The sequence below is a fragment of the Ruegeria atlantica genome (assembly GCF_013033965.1).
GTDB lineage: Bacteria > Pseudomonadota > Alphaproteobacteria > Rhodobacterales > Rhodobacteraceae > Ruegeria > Ruegeria atlantica_D.
In genome coordinates, this window is record NZ_WQFE01000006.1 from 141,361 (window position 1) to 160,151 (window position 18,791).

Consider the following 18,791-nt stretch of genomic DNA (forward strand, 5'->3'; position numbering starts at 1 on the left):
CTGTGGATTGGCTCGAAGGCAAAGCTCAAATCATGAGGCGTTCGGTCTTGTGCGGTTCTGAATGCCATTGCACTTGCGCTGAATCTATTTCGGGATTCGAACAAAAAGCTCTGGAAAAAAGTTGCCAGTTCTGCGCGAGAGCGCGCCGCAAGCCCACTCAGACCAACGCGACGCTTTACATTTGGGAAGACCAAGGTCTCAATTGCGGTCCCTTTAGTCGATTGAAAGGTTCGTTCATGACGCGAGTGTTGCCCGTTTTGTTGGTTTTGGTGCTGTCGGGATGCATTTCAACCACCACCGCGCCTTCGGCACCCATTCCTCAGCCAGTAGGAGCAGGCACACCTGTGAGTGCTCAGCAGGCTAAAGCAAGATTCCGTCAGGTTGTGGCCCGGATTGAGCCGGTTGCAGAGCGTGAATGTAGCCGTCGCACTCAGGGGGTAAACTGCGACTTTTTGATCCGGATAGATCCCAACAAGAACGCGCCTTCCAACGCGTATCAGAGTTTGGACAAGACGGGGCGCCCGGTTCTGACGATGACGCAAGCGCTGATACGTGATGTAAATAACTCTGATGAGCTTGCATTTGTTTTGGCACATGAGGCCGCTCATCATGTTCAGGGACATCTAGCGCGTCAGGCCCAAAACGCGGCAGCTGGCGCGGTGCTATTAGGTGGCCTCGCAACACTCGCGGGAACCGGCTTGAATGAAATCGCCACAGCGCAAGATATCGGGGCTTTTGTTGGTGGGCGCAGTTATTCCAAAAATTTCGAACTGGAAGCCGATAAGCTGGGTACGATCATTGCCTACAATGCCGGTTATGATCCGCTTAAGGGCGCGTTGTATTTTGCCCGAATTCCTGATCCAGGCGATCGCTTTTTGGGCACCCATCCCCCCAATTCTCAACGGTACTACGTAGTGCAAGCAACCATGGCTGAAATTGGCAGGTAATCCGTACACTCTGCGGGCTTTTGTTGAGCAGCCTCTCATCCTCCGATGAGAGCGTCTGCAAGGCCAACACACAAATTTCGGTGTCATAAAACTTTCATAAAACTGTAACATGCAGTCAATTTGACAATCAGGATGAGTTCAGACGTTACGAGAAAAATTGATCCATCAAGTGCCCTCAATAGGGTTCGCAACAGGGATCAATATGTATGTTGGAAACTACGCTCGCCCCCGAAACTCCCATTCGCTTTGTAGTCAACATCATCGCGATGATGGCGTTGGTCTTTGGGTTGTATTACCGTCGCTACCGCGACAAAGAACTGGTGACTGCCGCTTCGCTTTTTAACGTCTTCGCCTTTGGCGTATTGACTGTTTTATCTTCGGTTGAATTCAGCCTGGCGGCAGGATTTGGTTTGTTCGCAATTCTGGCACTGTTCACGTTGCGGTCCGAACAAATCTCGAAAGTCGAGATTACTTATTTCTTCGGCTCTATCGCTATCGCGGTCATATGCTCAATTCACGGCACAGAGCTGGCTTTTGTCGGAGTGATCGTCGCGCTGGTCCTTCTGGGTGCCTGGGCGCTTGACCACCCGCGCATTCTGAAATCCGCGGATGGTGTCAAAATCACGCTGGACAAGATCGACGCGCATGCTCTGTCAGATCCCGGGGCCATGCGCGCAGACCTGTCAGAGCGGTTGGGAGTAGACGTGATGTCCTATCAAATCACCGCGCTCGACTACATCAACGACATGGCCCGCATCAACGTTTTCTTCCGCAAAAGCTAAGCGCCCAGTTACAGGAAACCGTCATGGATACCAACATCGCACAGACGCTCATGAGTTTCGCGGCAATCAGTCTTGGGGAGCTTAACAGCAAAGCGGCCATGCTCGAACGGCTGGACAACAAATACATTCTGCCCGCCGATGCTTTCAGGCCCGCTTTGGAAAGGTTTTCCGAGCATTTCGATGTGTTGGAAATCAGCGGCAAGCGGGCCTTCACCTATGCAACCAGTTATTATGACGATGAAGAGTTGCGCGGTTACTACGACCATCATCAAGGGCGCCGCAAACGCTGTAAGGTTCGGGTTCGAGAGTACGTGGATGCCGGATTCAGCTATCTTGAAGTCAAGCTGAAAGACAGGCGTAAAATTACAGTGAAACGACGATTGAAGATCAACGATCCTGCCAACCCGATGAACCGGCAGGCTGCTGAGTTTGTCGAAGAAAACTACCGCGACATCTACTCGGAAGACTTTGGCAAGATGCTGCACCCGGTGATCGCCATGCGGTATGAGCGCATAACTTTGGTTGCCAAAGAGGGTGGAGAGCGGATGACGATCGATACCAGCCTACATTTTGAGGCTGGCGGAGTTTCTCGGGCGGTACAACCTGATATGTTCATCATCGAGACCAAATCGGCGCGCGGCAATGGAATCGCCGACAAAATACTGCGCGAATTGCACCTGCACCCAACCAAGCGATGCTCGAAATACTGTATTGGAATGGCCGCAACAGGTTCGGTAGATAAACAAAACAAGTTCCTGCCTGCGTTGCGCAAGCTTCGACTTGCCGGGCCGCGTTGACAGCTCGTTTCAATCGGACAGAACAAGCTGTGCGCGGGTATGGAAACCTCAAACTCGGATCAATCAAAAAAGTGTTCTCGTTCCGAGGTGGCATGAACCACAAGCCTGCCAAACAGCTTTTCAGTCGGTGCGGATATTAGGCTGGCTTTTCCGGTCCAGTTTACTCCTGCAACCCAACTTGAATACTCAATTCATGGTGGGCCAAAAAGGGTGTTCGTTGATTTTTCTTGCAGAACCGACGGTACGGTGGTGAGATTGTTCCCATCATGGGGGGACAGGTCGGACCTTGTTCTGGCCAACGAATTTAGGACCAAGCAGCACTTCTAGCAAATACCTCCAATGATAAGATTACCGGTATCCCGTTAACATTCACGGTTCGGGACATAGGGGAGGAAAGACTTTGAAAAAACTGACGATTACGCTGGCAGGATCGCTGCTCGCTTTTGCCGCTTCACTAAGTGCCGCCAAGGCTGACAAGCTGACGTTTTATTGCTCGGCGCAGGAAGACTGGTGTCAGCTTATGGCCCGCAGTTTCGAGGATGCTACTGGCATCGACGTCAACATGACCCGCAAGTCGTCGGGTGAGACATTCGCTCAAATTCGCGCCGAAAGTTCGAACCCCAAAGGCGACGTATGGTGGGGTGGTACCGGTGATCCCCATTTGCAGGCTGCCGAAGAGGGCCTGACGATGGAGTACATGTCGCCGATGCGTGATCAGCTTCACGACTGGGCGATCTCGCAGGCCGAGAGTGCAGGCAACAAGACCATCGGGATTTATTCCGGCGCGCTGGGGTATGGCTATAACTCGGACCTTCTGGCCGCGAACAACCTGCCCGAGCCCGCATGTTGGGAAGACCTGCTGAAGCCCGAGTACAAAGGGCATGTACAGATGGCGAACCCGAATTCCTCGGGCACCGCGTATACAACGCTGGCCTCGATGGTGCAGATATTTGGTGAGGATGATGGCTTTGAGTTCATGAAGGGCCTGCATTCGAACATCAACCAATATACCAAGTCGGGTTCGGCCCCTATCAAGGCCGCCGGACGGGGTGAGAACACCATCGGAATCGTCTTTATGCACGATGCGGTCAAGCAGGCCGTTTCAGGTTTTCCTGTCAAGGTTGTGGCCCCATGCGAGGGCACAGGTTACGAGATCGGTTCGATGTCGATCATCGACGGTGCCCGCAATGAAGAAGAGGCCAAAAAGTTCTATGACTGGGCGCTCAGCCCCGAGGCCCAGAACCTAGCACTTGAGGTTAACGCCTTCCAGGTTCCGTCCAACAAGAATGCGGAAACCTCTGAAAGCGCGCCAGACATGAGCCAGATCAAGCTGATTGACTATGATTTCAAAAAGTACGGCTCGTCAGACGAACGCAAGCGCCTTTTGCAGAAATGGGACGAAGAGGTCTCTGTTCTGCCTCAGTAAGTGACTGACACCACACCAAAAACGACCCATCCGGTATTGATCTTTTGGATCATTGCCGGGTGGGTCGGTTTCTGCCTGCTGCCATGGTTCATGGTAGAGGACGGAATTTGGTCATTCGCGTGGATGGTCAACGGATATCCGTTCGACGAAGATTATGCTCCCGCCGCTTTCCTGATCGGACAGGGGGAAAAGGTTTGGCTTGCGCCGCTATTGGTCCCGCTTGCCTTGCCATTACTGGTGCTTGGCAAACCGAAGTCCGACCCGCAATATGCTCGCATCCTGATTTTGGCCGGTGCCTTGGGTTTTGGCTGGTTGATTGCGCAGGGATTTTCAATTGGCATTCGCGGGTTCAATTTCGACTGGATGAAGGAGCTGTTCGGAGAGCCAAAGATCCGTCAGTTCGGCATGGGGTACGGCGCGATGATCTGCGCCACAGCGTTTCTGTTTCTACTGACGCAGGGCATTGCCGCGCGCGGAGCCATAAACGGCGATGTCTTCGTTGTCAGTGCAATTGGCGGTGTGATCACCATTGTCACGGTTTTCGTCTTTTTCCCGATTGCGAAGATGCTGTTTGCAGCTTTCATTACAGAAGAAGGCGCTTATTCAGTTTCGGTTTTTGCCTCGAAATTCTTTGATGACCGGCTTTGGGGTCTGGGCTGTTTTGCCGGTGCCAAATGCGGTGCCGCTTGGAACTCTTTGTTTCTTGCGATTCTCGTAGGCTTCATTACGACCGCACTTGGCCTTTGTTTTGCGCTTGTCGTTACACGCTCGGGATTCCGCTTTAAACGCGGGATGCGCGCGCTGACGGTCTTGCCGATTATCACACCGCCCTTCGTGATTGGTCTTGCGCTAATCCTGTTGTTCGGGCTTTCCGGTTCGGTCACCAGATTTGTTGCCGAGATCTTTGGTGTGCAGCCTACACGCTGGCTATACGGCATGCCCGGGGTGCTGATTGCCCAGACACTGGCATTTACGCCTATCGCCTTTCTGGTTTTGATAGGGGTCGTCGAAGGGGTGTCGCCTTCGATGGAAGAAGCCGCGCAAACGTTGCGGGCCAATCGTTGGCAAACATTCAAAACCGTGTCCCTGCCGCTGCTGCGCCCTGGTCTCGCCAATGCCTTTCTGCTGGGGTTCATCGAATCCATGGCCGACTTTGGCAACCCACTTGTCCTGGGCGGAAATTTCGATGTGCTGTCGACCGAGATTTTCTTCGCAATAGTCGGTGCGCAATACGATCAGGGTCGGGCTGCTGTTCTGGCCATGGTGCTTTTGTTCTTCACACTTTCTGCTTTCTATGCTCAGCGCGCATGGTTGGGCAAAAAGAGCTATACAACCGTTTCCGGCAAAGGCGATGCCGGTGTGCATCCGTTGATGCCACGCGGCCTGGCCATACCGGTTCTGGGCATTGCTGTTGCCTGGGCAGTTTTCACGGCCGTGGTTTACGGGATGATCATCTATGGCAGTGTCGTCGAACTGTGGGGCGTCGATAACTCGCTGACGTTCAAGCACTACGTCACAGCCTTTTCGGTCCGCTTCGAGGAAGAGGGCATTCGCTGGACCGGAGCCGCCTGGGACAGTTTCTGGACCACGATCACCATCGCCGCCATTGCCGCGCCATTGACTGCCGCCGTGGGCCTGGTCACGGCCTACCTGCTGACGCGGCAAAGCTTTGCGGGCAAGAATGCATTTGAATTCGGCACGATGCTATCCTTCGCTATTCCCGGCACCGTTATCGGTGTCAGCTATATCCTGGCATTCAACGTTCCCCCGATCGAGATCACTGGCACGGGCGTTATCCTTGTCGTCAGCTTTATCTTCCGCAATATGCCGGTTGGGGTTCGCGCCGGTATCGCGTCGATGTCGCAGCTGGACAAATCCCTCGACGAAAGCTCACTGACGCTTGGTGCGAACTCGTGGCAAACTTTCAGGCGCGTGATCCTTCCGCTTTTGCGGCCAGCTATACTGGCTGCGCTGGTCTACAGCTTTGTCCGCGCAATGACGGCCATTTCTGCGGTGATTTTCCTTGTTTCGGCCGAGTATGACATGGCTACCAGCTATATCATCGGTCGGGTCGAGAATAACGATTACGGTCTTGCAATCGCATATTCCACAACGCTGATCTTCGTGATGCTGGCGGCAGTCGGGCTTTTGCAATTCCTCGTGGGCCGCGTTCAGATCGGGCGACGCACGCAACTCGGAGCTGAGAAAACGACATGAGCGAAACGACAATTGCAAGTAAGGCCGCGCCAGTCCGTTTCGAGGGGGTTTCGAAAGTGTTCGGCAAGGATGTGGTCGCCGTCGACAACATCAACCTGCACGTCGAAGCGGGCAAACTGGTAACGCTTTTGGGTCCTTCTGGCTGCGGTAAAACGACGACCTTGCGCATGATTGCGGGTCTGGAAATGGCGACGTCGGGCCGGATTCTGATCGGTGACCGGGACGTGACGAAACTGCCCGCTACCGACCGTGACGTGTCGATGGTGTTTCAGTCTTACGCGCTGTTTCCACATATGAGCGTGCTGGAAAACGTCATGTACGGGTTGACCTTTTCCGGTTTCGACAAGCGCGAGGCGCGCTCGCGTGCGTTGCATGGGTTAGAACTTGTTGGCCTCAAGGGTTTTGACAGTCGCCTACCAAGTGAGCTTTCGGGCGGGCAGCAACAGCGTGTCGCCGTCGCGCGGGCTTTGGTTCTGGAACCTCAGGTGTTGCTCTTTGACGAACCCCTGTCGAACCTTGATGCAAAGTTACGCCGTCAGGTGCGCGAAGATATCCGCGCCATTCAACAGGATCTGGGCCTGACGGTCGTTTATGTGACTCACGATCAGGAAGAAGCTCTTGCCGTATCGGATGAAATCGTCGTCATGCGAAACGCCGCCATCGCTCAGATCGGTACGCCTCGGAAACTTTATGACGCACCGATTGACCGGTTTGTGGCCGACTTCATTGGCGAGGCGAACCTGATTGGCTGCACAATTGTTGCTGTTGAAGGCGATCAGGCCACCATCGAGATCGAGGGGTATCGTCACACGCTCCCCTCGCGCGATCTGACACCGGGGCCCGCAACGCTGGCCGTGCGACCGTCGCGGATTTTGATTGGGTTGGAATCTGGTATCACTGCAACAGTCGCCAAGGCAACTTACGTCGGTGTGCGTATGGAGTACACGCTAACCGGCCCATTCGGGCAGGTGTTTGCCGTGCAGGATGACGTGGACGAGCCACTGGAGACCGGCACCGAAGTCAAAATGTCCTTTGCCGAACGCGGCCCTGTTCTGTTGCCGGAAGGGTAGAGTGGGAAAGCTTGTCGTCGTCACCCACCCCGAGGTTGTCGTCGAGCCTGCTACCCCGATCACCGAGTGGCGTTTGAGCGAAACAGGTCGCGCCCGAGCCGAAGCGTTTGCGCAGAATAAGGCTATGTCATCGGTGACCGATATCTGGACCAGTACCGAGAGGAAGGCGTCCGAGACAGCAGCCATCCTTGCAACGCCCCTTGGCCTGACGGTGAACACCCACCCTGAACTAGGTGAGAACGACCGAAGCGCGACCGGTTTCCTTCCGCCGGAGTTGTTTGAGGCCGCCGCGGACACGTTCTTTGCATCAGCAAAATCCAGCTATCACGGCTGGGAAACAGCCGAGGCTGCGCAAATGCGCATCGTTCGAGCGGTTCTGTCAATCGTCGAAGACCACGACGGAAGAGACTTGGCCATTGTCACCCATGGCGCGGTTGGGACACTTCTGTGGTGCCACCTTGCAGGCGAGGAAATCCACCGGCGGTTTGATCAACCGGGGCAGGGCCACTTCTGGACCGCGGATATTGCGACATTGCAACCTGAAAGCGGGTGGCAGCCGATTGCCTGACAGACGTCACTTGGCCCAGGCGTCATCGCAGATCAATTTCAACGTGTCGAAAACATCCGGAGTTCCTGCGATAACACGGCCACCGTACTGGATCATGCTTTCGGCATCCTGATTCTCGATCACACCACCGGCTTCCACGATCATCAACTGACCGGCGAGGCAATCCCAGGCGTTCATGTGTTCCTCTATGTATCCCAGAAGGCGTCCCGCTGCGACATACGCCAACGACAGAGCGCCACTTGCGTTGCGATGATAGAGAGCACCGCGTCCGACCAGAGCTGAAATCACCGGAATCACATTGGATGCTTCAACCCGGTTCGAATACCCAACCGACACTGTTCCACTGGCCAGGCCCACATTTGAAGCGACCTGAATTGGTTGCCCGTTCAGAGTGACGCCTTTGCCTTTCATGGCAACATAGGTTTCATCTACGTTCGGTTCGAAAATCACACCGACCTGCGTCTTTCCGTTCGAAACGCCCGCTAGGACAATCGTCCAGGCTGGAATGCCGTTGACGAAATTCGTTGTTCCATCAATCGGGTCGATCACCCAGTCAAACCCGCTTGATCCAGTCTTCGCCGCGTGTTCTTCGCCATAAATCCCGTCATCGGGAAAAGCACTGGCGATCCGCGCGCGTATGAAGGTTTCGACGTTGCGATCCGCCTCGCTGACCCAGTCTTGCGAACCTTTTTGGTCGATTACCAAAGTATCTCGATTGGCAAAGTACTTCAGCGCTTGCGCACCTGCTTCTTCGGCAACCGTAATAGCGAAGTTCTTTCGCCTGGAAATATCAACCATAGGTCCGCCCCCTTCCTGCCAATTGCTATGTCACATTTTGGGAGCAGCTTAACTTAACAAAAAAAATTTGTCGGACAGAAAGTGAAACTTTCGGGCCGTCTGAGTATCATGTAACAAATTGAAGTCATCGTAACGTCCGTTCACCAACAGCCATTTAGAAGGTCGGGTCCAGGGTTATTGGCAACGCGATAAGAAATGACTGTCTCGCGGGCGAATTCAGAAGTGGCCCGGAGATTGCTCCGGTGGCAGTTTCCTGAATCCTCTGCAAAAGTTGCTTTTGTTTTTTGACCGAAAGGGTAGGGTTCGGGGTCACGTTCGCCTTGGATCCTAGGCTGTGCCTGGCGAGGGATAGATCGACGTCTTCTGAAACCCGATAGATGATGTCACAGGCCTTGGATAGCGGTGTCCCGCTTGTGATGATCGTGTTCGGCAAATTGCAAGACTGGCGGCGAGGTGCGACCAATGATCCAAGACTTTCCTGTCAGCAATCGCACGCGCGGGTCTCGTTGTTTGCTGGGTAGAAGCCCTGAGGCTAAGTTTCGCTAAAAACCTGTTCCCCTCGGCGAATGTCAATGAAGCACGTATCAAGGACCGAAGTCTCTCTTGCTTCGTTGTCAATATGGGCGAGACAACAGGAATCTTTGCGGCGCTCTACAGGCGTTGCATAATCCGACAATTTGACAAGAAGAGTATAGTTGCGAAGATACTGTTTCCCTACGCAATTAGCGGAGGCAGTTCGAATGATGAGCCGTAGACGCTTTGTGACTCGCATGATCCGGGCTTCGATCTGGACAAGCATATTCGTGCGCATTCTTTCTCGAAATGCGCAGGCGAAGATTGTCGAACAAACAAGCTACAAACAATTCACACATGGTGAGGCCGATGCGCTTGCGGCCTGGTGCGACGTTATTGTTTCCGGTGCCCGCAATGCAGGGGTAGCGAAATTCGTCGACCAAAATTTGTCAGGGGATCAGGCGTCATCCCTGCTGCTGCTGAGATACCTGAACGCAAACGATATGGTCGGTTTTTACCGAAAGGGCATCATTGGGATTGACGCAGAAAGCCATCACCGATTTGGCGCATCCTTTCTTCAGCTGAAGAAGAGTCAGCAAAACGAAATGATAGCGGCGGCAGTGGCGTCGAAAATGCAGGTCTGGCGCGATCCGGATCCAAACTTCTTTTACTTCATCTCACGCAGTGACGCTGTTGATGTGGTCTATGGCACCGAAGCAGGGTTCGCGGATCTGGGGATACCTTATTTAGCGCACATTCTGCCACCTAAGCCCTGGTAGTTCAAAGCAGGTAAAGCCCTGGCAGCACTGAGAGGTCAAATGGCGAAGATTTCACGCGAAAAGGTTGAAGTCGTCATTGCTGGCTCGGGTATCGCTGGCAGTACAATGGCGGCTGAGTTGGGTGAGGCAGGTTTCAACGTGCTGGTATTGGAGGCTGGGCCCGAAAGAAAACTCTCGGAAATGATCAGCTCACAAATCTGGTCACGGCGACTTCGGTGGGCAGGGCCTGAGGTTCAGGAAACCGGGGACCTCGTCGGGGCCGCAAATTTCGCAATGGGATGGGGCACAGGTGGGGCCGGACTTCATTGGTACGCCAATTGGTATCGGCTACACCCGGATGACTTCCGTGTCCGCTCTCAATATGGGCGCAGTTTGGACTGGCCGATCAGCTATGAGGAGTTGCGGCCTTGGTATGATCACGCGCAGGTCTATTTTGGTGTCTCTGGTGGGAAAAACCCTAGCGCCCCTCCGGGCGCATCCTATCCGATGCCGGCCATTCCCATCTCCAGCCAATCGGCAGCCATCAAAAGAGGATTTGACGCCGAGGGGCTGACACTCACCTCGAATACGCTGGCGGTGAACAGCGTTCCATATGATGGCAGAGCTGGGTGCATTCTGGATGGCTGGTGTGATGCCGGATGCCCGATCGGGGCGTTGGCAAACCCTTTGGTGTTGCAGTGGCCGCGTGCGAAAAGGGCCGGTGTTAAGTTGCGCCACAATGCCTACGTCACACGTATCGAGACCGACCCATCAGGATCTCGAGCAACCGGTGTCGTCTACATTGATGAGAATGGGCAAGAGAATTTTCAACCCGCCGACGTCGTCATCGCCGCCTGCCATACGATTTGGAATGCCCGCCTGTTGTTATTATCATCCAATGATAAGTACCCGGACGGGCTGGGCAATAGCAGCGGGACACTTGGCCACTATTTCACGTCTCATGCGCTCACAACGATTCACGGTCTGTTTAAACAGGAAACGGAACCACATACGGGTGTGACGGGGGCCAACACCCTGTGCCTTGACGGATACGACAAAAAGCAGCCGGCGAAAGACGCGTTTGGCAGTCGGGCTTGGCTGGTTGCGCAAGCGGCGAAGCCAAATGATCTTCTTGGAACAGCTCTGGCCAAACCTGAATTGTTTGGCGATGCCCTGAATAACTATCTGCACAGAGCCAGTTCGCACTACGGAAACATGACCGTGCTTTGTGAAGAGGACGCCATCCCGGAAAACCGCGTTGCCCTCGATCCGTCAAAACGAGATCGCTATGGATTGCCCCAGGCGCGTGTCATCAATTCGCTGCCGCAGGAAAATGTTGCCAGGTCGGAACTGGCGAAATCCGAAGGATTGCGGATATTCAAAGCTGCCGGAACCAGGGAAGCCTGGGCTGGCCCCCGAGCCCCCATGCACATGATCGGCGGCACGATAATGGGCAGCGATCCAACGACCTCGGTGACCAATTCCTTTGGGCAAATTCACGAGGTCGAAAACGTGTTCGTTGCAGGTGCGAGCCTATTTCCCACACCGGGCGCGATCAATCCAACGGCTACACTGGCTGCTCTCGTCTTCCGCACGGCAGATTTTATTCGTACCAACCGATCTTCATTATTGCCCTAAAGTTCGCTGCGTGGCGGTTGTGCCCGTCCCATTCCGTCAAACGCGTCCAACAGTGCCTCGAACCATCTGTGCAATACACTGTCTGACGACCAGAATGGTCTGTGGCTGACAACCCTGACCCATTGGAATGTGCCAAATAAGATGTAGTCAGAATAATCCGGGGTTCCGCCCCCCAGAAATGAGACCTCGGCCAGAGTGTCTTCAAGCGGGCCTAGCGCCTGTACTACAGCCTGACGCGCAGGTTTGGGGTCTGCGCCAATTTCTTCCACGCTTTTCTTGAATTTTCGCTGGGTCCTCTCCTCGTAGTAGATTTTGTCGCAGCGCGCCGTCAAGGGAAACTGTTCTGCAATGACGGCGCGAAAGATCAAGGGATGCAGTGTGTTATCCGCCCATTTATTGCAAAACAGCGCTTGCGCCACTGCGCCGCCAAAAAGCGGAAAATCGGGATAAGTCTTTTCAAGGTAGCATGCGATTTGCCAACTGTCGCGAACCCACATTCCACCATCCACCAACACAGGCGCAGTGACACCGCCCGAACGCTCAATCCGCTGCTTTTCGGTGATGTGCCACGGCTCTGAGGCAAACGTCAGACGTTTATGAGCAAGCGCCATGCGGCTACGCCAACAGTACGGGCTCAGATGAGCCTGCGGGTTTTCTCCGACGACTTCAAAAAGTCTGCGTTTTTGTTCAGGAGTATTCATCGTGAACCGGAATTTGGACCGCGTTGAGGCTACCACATGAACCGGGACGGAGTCGTCATGTTGCTGTTCTCCTGATTGTTCATGTTAAGGTTGGGCGAAGACTCTATTGGAGACCCTAACACCAACAGGCACGCATCCGTTTAACGGTATTGGTTTTTCTCAGACTTAGAGACTACGATCACGGCAGCACGATAAGTTACGTTCAATTCCTATTTATTCGGCACGACCAGTTGGGAATGCCAGCTCATCGCGGAAGAACAGAGAACTATGTCAAACACAGAGCATTCCGGCAGTTCAGAATCTTCAAGCGCGGCTTCGTCAAAGTCCGCAGAGGTCAAGAAACTTGGTCTCTTTGCCATGACGTTGCTTGTCGTCAGCGCCATGTTCGGGGGAGGTGTTTTTAATATTCCCCAGAATATGGCCGCCTCGGCAGGGCTCGGGGCCATTTTGATAGCCTGGGTTGTCTCGGGTTTGGGCATCTTCTTTCTGGCAAGAAGTTTTCAGGTCCTGGCGGACGTTCGACCCGAGATGACTTCGGGGATATACATGTACTCGCGGGCCGGTTTCGGACGGCTGGTCGGATTCTTGATTGCATGGGGGTATTGGCTGTCGGTCGTTTTCGGCAACGTGGGCTATGCGGTCCTGCTCATGGATGCCCTGAATTATTTCTTTCCACCTTATTTTGAGGGAGGAAACACCTGGCAAGCCATTCTTGCGGCCTCTGCAATCATCTGGGGAATGTGTTTTCTGGTAATGCGCGGCACGAGTGGTGCGGCGATCTTGAACAATATCGGAACGATCGCGAAATTCGTTCCCCTCATTCTGTTCCTGTTGATTGTTGCCTACTTTTCGATTGGGAAAGGTCTGTTCACCTCGGATTTCTGGGGCAACGTGGCGGACAACCAAACTCATGACAAACCGCTTGGCAGCGTCCTTGACCAGGTCAAAAGCACGATGCTTGTCACACTATGGATGTATATCGGGATTGAGAGCGCGGTTGTCATGTCGGACAAGGCGGATGCGGCAACCGTGAGCCGGGCAACATTACTCGGATTTCTTGTAGCGACAGGTCTTTTTGTATTGGTTTCGGTCTTGCCGTTCGGCGTCCTGTCTCAAGGAGAATTGTCCCAATTGGCGCCACCCTCGACCGCTGCGATCCTCGGAGACTTGGTGGGTCTATGGGGAGAGATATTCATCAACCTGGGCGTCATCATCGCGCTGCTCAGTTCCTGGCTGGTCTGGACGTTGCTTGTTGCGCAACTGCCCTGGGCCTGCGCCAAGGACGGCACATTTCCAAAACTGTTCGCGAAGACCAATCAGGCCGGTATCCCATCGGTTTCCCTGTGGATCTCTACCTTCATCATGCAGGCGGCGATGATACTGGTGTATTTTTCGGACAATGCGTGGAACGTGATGTTGTCTATCACCGGAGTTGTCGTCCTGCCTGCTTACATTGGCTCGGCCGCATTTCTTTGGAAACTGATGTGGACGGGCGGATATCCGGAAACGGCGAGGATCGGTAAGCGGACGGCTCTTGTCGTAAGCGTTTTGGCGACACTGTATGGGTTTTGGCTGGTATTCGCGGCGGGCGTGCAGTTCATGCTCGCCGGCGCAATCATCTATACGATCGGCGTACCGGTGTTCGTCTGGGCGCGCCGCGAAGGTGCCCATGACGGGCCTGCATTTAACAAGGTGGAACTGCTGGTGGCGGCCTTGCTGGTGACCCTTGCCGCCGTGGCGATCTGGATGCTGTTTGATGGGCGTTTGCCACAAGTCTACAAAGCGTGAGTTTTTACCGTCCAATAGCGCGCTGATTCTCAGTTCCCGCCTGTCCACTTTGTCCGGATCAAGACGTAGACCGGTAGTCCGGTAAGCAGCAGTAGCAGCCCCCACATAGCTGCTTCGGCTCCGGCGCCGAAAATCGTGACCATCGAGAACAGAAACGCAATCCCGGCTACCGGCAGATATGTTTTTGGGTTCAGGTATCCCTGACGTCTACCCAATACCAACAGAATGATCGCTTCGGCGAAACAGCAGAATACGTAGGGTACCATGTCGGCAACCGTCGACAGGCGCACCACAAACTCATAGATGCTGATCAGGGCCTTGGACCCGGACGATTGCAGCATCAGCGTTGCCACAGCGAGTGTGACCGAAATGATGATGCCTTTGGACGGGACGTTCTTGTTGTTCAGTTTGGCAAATACAGGCGGCAGCAAACCATGACGCGCTGCCGCCAGCGGCACCATCCCCATGACCATGGTCCAACCGTTGAGAGCGGCAAGCGAGGACAGCACCGCCGCGGCGGCAATGACATAGCCGGCCCAGCTTCCCCACATCAGGCCCGCAGCATCAGAAAACGGCGCGCTGGACTGTTCCAGGGCTGATCGGCCCATCACCCCCATCACCGAAAGAGTTCCAAAGGTATACAACGCGGCGGCTATCAAGGTTCCTGCGATGGTGGCGATCGCGATTGTTTTTTGCGGGTTTTTGACATCTCCGGCCGGAACTGTGGCGGATTCGACACCGGAAAAAGCGAACATGATGAACGGCGCTGTCGCGGCCAAAGCCAGGAAAAACGACATGGGCGTAGGGTTAATGGGTGCAAACTGACTCCAATCTACCCAGAACAAGCCCAGGAAGGATACGGCCATGAACGGGATCAGCTTCAGGCCAACAACGATCAGCTGAAACCGCCCCGCCTCTTTTGTGCCCGCAAGATTTAAGCAAGCCACGCCGATGATCAACCCAAGCGAAATGACGGCCTTTAGGCCGGGCGACCCCTTGATCGCAGGTAGGAAGACCTGCAGATAATCGGTCGCGGCAATGGCGATGGCTGGCAATGCTGCCCAGATCGAAATCCAATACCCCCAAGCCACAAGAAAACCGGCGAAATCCCCAAACCCCAGCCGGGCATAAGCGTAAGGTCCGCCGGTTTCGGGCGCAATCCGGCTAAGTCGGGCAAACACCAGACCCAGACACAGCGCGCCAATGGACATAATGATCCATCCGATCACGGCCACAGATCCGTACGGTGCTAGTGCAGCAGGCGCTAAAAAGAACCCCGATCCAACGACATTTCCGACAACCAGTGCCGTACAGGTCCAGACCCCAAGGGATTTGGGACCGGCTGTTACGTCAGCGATATTGTCCGTGGGTTGATTTCCCGTGGTCAAGGAACCTCCGCGTTATCTGTAGATAACCCTTGGAATTTCAGGGGATTGTAACTCAGGACACACCGGGTTCCACGGATTTATTCCCTGACAACATATGTGTAATAGCGGATCGCCCCGTCCACTTCTTCGCGATAGACACCCTGAACTTCGTTCTCGAAACCGGGAAACAGGTTTTCGGTTTCCTCAAACAGCATAAAGTAGTCGATTTGTGGCTGTGCGCGATCATCATAACGCTCGCCGGGAACAACGACGCCGATACCGGGCGGATAAACCAGCGCCAACGTGGCCGCCACCCTGCCTTTGACTTCGGACATCGGAACATAGTCGGCGTGATTGGCAATGAACGCGCTGTGTGCGTCATGCGGGCTCATCGCTAGTTCCGGGAAATGCGCTTGCTGAAACTGCTTTTTCTGCAAAGCCTTGGCATCGCGTCTTTTGTATAGATCGTGGAGACCCTGCGCGAGTTCCTGAATATGCATGCCCGAATAGTGTTCAGAAAAATCCCGTATCAGATCGGGCAAAACCTCTTCAACCAGAGCATTCGCGTCGAACAAACGCTTGAAGCTGACAAATTCAGCCAGCAATGTACCCGCCTTGCTGCGTTCCAGACCCGGTGTCAGCAAGAAAAGGATGGAATTGAAATCTGTCTTTTCCGGAACGATGCCACGGCTTCGCAAGAATGCACCCAAAATCGCAGCAGGTATGCCCCAATCCTGGTAATTGCCTGTCTTCCGATCTACGCCGGGTGTCAGGAACAACATCTTTGTCGGATCGACCATGGCATAGCCGTCTACGATCCGAGTGTAGCCATGCCAGTCCGCCCCCTCGCGGAACCACCAGCATTGCTGCTCATTGACCAGCACATCAGTTGGCAGTTTCTCCCAGGTGGTGTCGGTCATATTCTCGCAATGGGCAGAGTTCGCGATTGTGACCTTGTCGGGCACAAACGGATCGAAGAACCAGTTTTTCCTGGGATCGCTATCGTCTTCCCTGAAGCCGTGCGCGAGTTCCCGAGCTTTTTTTCGAATGTCGATGCCGAGGCGCAGCGCCTCGTCCCACAAGAATGTGCCGTTTTTGCCTTTCATCATCTGGGCGCCGACATCAAGCGAGGCGTACATGGGATAGAATGGCGAAGTCGAGGTGTGCATCATGAAAATTTCATTGATCCGCTTGTGATTGACGCGCCGGTCCAGTCCCTTGAGGTGATTGTCCTTCACATGGAACTGTGAGGCCTGCGACATCCCCGCGAGTTGCTTGTGCGTGGACTGCACTGCAAACACTCCGGGATCATCTGTTCCCAGATTTTCCAAGCCCATGGCATATCGGTTCTGATAGATCGGGTGGAACCGCATGAACCCACCCCAGGCTTCGTCAAACAGCAGATAATCGCACAGATGCCCAAGCTTTTCACGGATCGTTTCAACCTGATAGATGGTGCCGTCATAGGTGCAGTTCTCAAGCAAGGCGACCCGAAATGGCCGGTCCTTTTTCCAGGCATCCGGATCAGTGACCAGCGGGTTGTCCCGGATCTGCTGTCGCAGTTTGTCTTCGTCCAAAGCGTCAAATTCGATGGGCCCCACCATACCGAACGAGTTTCGGTCATCGGGCAGATAGATCGGAATACCACCGTTCAGCATCAAAGCCGAATGGTGATGAGATTTGTGGTTGTTGCGATCGAACAAAACCAGATCACCAGGCGCCACCAATGAGCCGTTGACCATCTTGTTCGAGGTCGAGCTTCCGTTCAAAACAAAATACGTGCGATCCGCACCGAAGATTTCGGCGGCCTGCTGCTCGGCCTTAAGGAATGGCCCGGTTGGCCCGAAAATGTCCCCCAGATCCGGTACAAAATTGAAATCCGCGCGCCAGAAATTCTCACCCAGATAGTCGAACAGGACACGACCAATAGGGCTTTTCTCGTAGAAGATGCCGCCATTGTGGCCCGGGGCGAGCCACATCTGATTTCCCGCCTCGACATAGTCGATCATGCCGCCGAAAAAGGGTGTTTTCAGCCCCTCAACGTACTCACGGTAGGCCCGAAGGACATATTTTGCGATAAAATCAGGCGTATCTTCCTGCGGGAACACCGTGCCCCGAATTTGCTCTAGTATGTGGTCTGTCAGGTCCGAAATCCGATGCCTTTCAGTCAGCAGAAAAACGGGGGCCTCCAGCCCCCGATGGCGGATGCATTCCAATATTTCTTCGCTGTTCAGGCCTTGGTCGCCGCCATCCCAGCCAATCAAAAAACATGCAATGGAGGCATCATTCTGAATTTGAAACTTGGCCTGTTCTGTAGACTGCGCTGTCAACACTTCATAGCCGCGCTCACGCACTGCGCGTATTATTGCCCGTAACAACCGTCCGGAAACTGTTTCATCTTCAACTTCGCTGTGAACAACAAACAACTGAAAAAGCCTATTGTATTCCATGACATGGCTCCTGCTTTAGGAGGTACTATCCATTGCCTCGTGTGACGTTTTCACGAACGGATGACCTTGGGGGCACAAATATTTCTTGCAATTCATTCAACGCTGCCTGCATTCCAGTTAACTTGCAACAATTTCCAACGATTTGTTGCTGGCCTCCAACAGGGTTTCACTTCCGATGGCCCTGCTGAGTGCGACGCGGTTGGTGTGCTTCGGGCTTATGTTCGAGTTCGAAGCGGCAGTCAGTTATGACCCAGTGTAAACGGTCAAAGCATCTCGTCTCCGATGACTATTTCGCCTGGCATATGCAGGGTCGCCCAGATCGGGGCTTCGCGGTCCCGGCGAATGTCGGTTAAACGAGTAATCCTTTCTGGGTGAGCGAAGATAAAATGGCGCGGCTGCGACCATACCTTTCGAAAAGCCATGGTGTGCGGCGCGTCGGTGATCGACGGGTTCTAAGTGGTGTTGCCTTCATCAATCGCAGTGGCTTGAGCTAGTTTGGCTCCCCCAATGAATGCAGCCCACGGAACACGCTCAAAAATCGCTGGAAGCGATGGAATGACATGGGTGTCTTTGCGCGCATTATGACAGGGCTGGCTGCCGCAGAACTGGGTAGCAAGACGATCTCAATTGACGCAGCCGATTGCAGGGCGCCCCGTACGGCTTCCAGCTTGTGGCTCAAAACGGCGACCGTGGACGTCTGAAAGGGCGAACCAAAAGTGGTATAAACACAAAGCTGCATGCCGTGACCGACACGAGTGGCCACCTCCTCGGCGGAATCCAGACTTTGAAAACAGAATAATCCGGGCTAACTCCGGGTATGCGGCGATAGCTGTACCGCTCATTCCTGACTAATTGGTTGATTGTATTGGTCGGAGTGAGAGGATTCGAACCTCCGACCCCTGCCTCCCGAAGACAGTGCTCTACCAGGCTGAGCTACACTCCGACCGTGGCGCGTGATCTATACCTGCATA

The 18,791-nt window shown here is 54.2% G+C and carries 14 protein-coding genes, 1 tRNA gene and 1 pseudogene; 11 read left to right on the forward strand and 5 right to left on the reverse strand.

Features of this window, described 5'->3' with window-relative positions; all coding sequences use genetic code 11:
* The first annotated feature begins 2 nt into the window (after positions 1-2).
* From GOW16_RS12985 to GOW16_RS13015, 7 genes are all read left to right on the forward strand, one after another.
* Positions 3-947 carry a M48 family metalloprotease gene (locus GOW16_RS12985; protein ID WP_368039896.1) on the forward strand — a complete coding sequence of 315 codons (945 nt, stop codon included), beginning with the start codon at positions 3-5 and terminating at the stop codon, positions 945-947.
* A 206-nt stretch (positions 948-1,153) separates the two neighbouring features.
* The gene (locus tag GOW16_RS12990) at positions 1,154-1,729 is read left to right on the forward strand and encodes a DUF4956 domain-containing protein (protein ID WP_170415623.1); all 576 of its coding nucleotides are present in this window, start codon (positions 1,154-1,156) and stop codon (positions 1,727-1,729) included.
* Between the two features lie 23 nt (positions 1,730-1,752).
* On the forward strand, positions 1,753-2,526 hold the full coding sequence (locus GOW16_RS12995) for a polyphosphate polymerase domain-containing protein (protein WP_170415625.1): 774 nt from the start codon (positions 1,753-1,755) through the stop codon (positions 2,524-2,526).
* A 400-nt stretch (positions 2,527-2,926) separates the two neighbouring features.
* A complete protein-coding gene (locus tag GOW16_RS13000; RefSeq protein WP_170415628.1) occupies positions 2,927-3,952 on the forward strand; it encodes an ABC transporter substrate-binding protein in 1,026 nt (341 codons plus the stop codon).
* A complete protein-coding gene (locus tag GOW16_RS13005; protein ID WP_170415630.1) occupies positions 3,953-6,169 on the forward strand; it encodes an ABC transporter permease in 2,217 nt (738 codons plus the stop codon).
* On the forward strand, positions 6,166-7,239 hold the full coding sequence (locus tag GOW16_RS13010; RefSeq protein WP_170415632.1) for an ABC transporter ATP-binding protein: 1,074 nt from the start codon (positions 6,166-6,168) through the stop codon (positions 7,237-7,239). Before GOW16_RS13005 ends, GOW16_RS13010 begins: the two co-directional genes overlap by 4 nt.
* Position 7,240: 1 nt before the next feature.
* Complete coding sequence (locus tag GOW16_RS13015) at positions 7,241-7,807, forward strand: histidine phosphatase family protein (RefSeq protein ID WP_170415634.1); 567 nt, start codon at positions 7,241-7,243, stop codon at positions 7,805-7,807.
* Positions 7,808-7,813: 6 nt separating this feature from the next.
* Here the strand turns inward: GOW16_RS13015 and GOW16_RS13020 are convergent, their stop codons facing one another.
* Positions 7,814-8,605, reverse strand: coding sequence for an inositol monophosphatase family protein (locus tag GOW16_RS13020; protein ID WP_170415636.1), 792 nt, complete (start codon positions 8,603-8,605; stop codon positions 7,814-7,816).
* A 743-nt stretch (positions 8,606-9,348) separates the two neighbouring features.
* Here GOW16_RS13020 and GOW16_RS13030 point away from each other — a divergent pair.
* Positions 9,349-9,897, forward strand: coding sequence for a gluconate 2-dehydrogenase subunit 3 family protein (locus tag GOW16_RS13030; protein WP_170415641.1), 549 nt, complete (start codon positions 9,349-9,351; stop codon positions 9,895-9,897).
* Between the two features lie 39 nt (positions 9,898-9,936).
* A complete protein-coding gene (locus tag GOW16_RS13035) occupies positions 9,937-11,514 on the forward strand; it encodes a GMC oxidoreductase (RefSeq protein WP_170415643.1) in 1,578 nt (525 codons plus the stop codon).
* Here GOW16_RS13035 and GOW16_RS13040 read toward each other — a convergent pair.
* A complete protein-coding gene (locus tag GOW16_RS13040; RefSeq protein WP_170415645.1) occupies positions 11,511-12,215 on the reverse strand; it encodes a glutathione S-transferase N-terminal domain-containing protein in 705 nt (234 codons plus the stop codon). The two genes, GOW16_RS13035 and GOW16_RS13040, sit on opposite strands and share 4 nt — an antisense overlap.
* 267 nt (positions 12,216-12,482) lie before the next feature.
* Here GOW16_RS13040 and GOW16_RS13045 point away from each other — a divergent pair, with 267 nt between their 5' ends.
* Complete coding sequence (locus tag GOW16_RS13045; RefSeq protein ID WP_170415648.1) at positions 12,483-14,003, forward strand: basic amino acid/polyamine antiporter; 1,521 nt, start codon at positions 12,483-12,485, stop codon at positions 14,001-14,003.
* A gap of 29 nt (positions 14,004-14,032) precedes the next feature.
* Here GOW16_RS13045 and GOW16_RS13050 read toward each other — a convergent pair whose 3' ends face one another.
* Both GOW16_RS13050 and GOW16_RS13055 read right to left on the reverse strand, forming a co-directional pair.
* Positions 14,033-15,391, reverse strand: a complete 1,359-nt coding sequence (locus tag GOW16_RS13050; RefSeq protein ID WP_217354611.1) for an amino acid permease — start codon at positions 15,389-15,391, stop codon at positions 14,033-14,035.
* Positions 15,392-15,468: 77 nt separating this feature from the next.
* On the reverse strand, positions 15,469-17,820 hold the full coding sequence (locus GOW16_RS13055; RefSeq protein ID WP_170415650.1) for an Orn/Lys/Arg decarboxylase N-terminal domain-containing protein: 2,352 nt from the start codon (positions 17,818-17,820) through the stop codon (positions 15,469-15,471).
* A gap of 386 nt (positions 17,821-18,206) precedes the next feature.
* Between GOW16_RS13055 and GOW16_RS22790 the strand changes: the two are divergent.
* Positions 18,207-18,580, forward strand: a pseudogene (locus GOW16_RS22790) (transposase); the annotation flags it as partial.
* Positions 18,581-18,686: 106 nt separating this feature from the next.
* Here the strand turns inward: GOW16_RS22790 and GOW16_RS13060 are convergent.
* Positions 18,687-18,763 (reverse strand) — tRNA-Pro (locus tag GOW16_RS13060).
* Between the last annotated feature and the right edge of the window lie 28 nt (positions 18,764-18,791).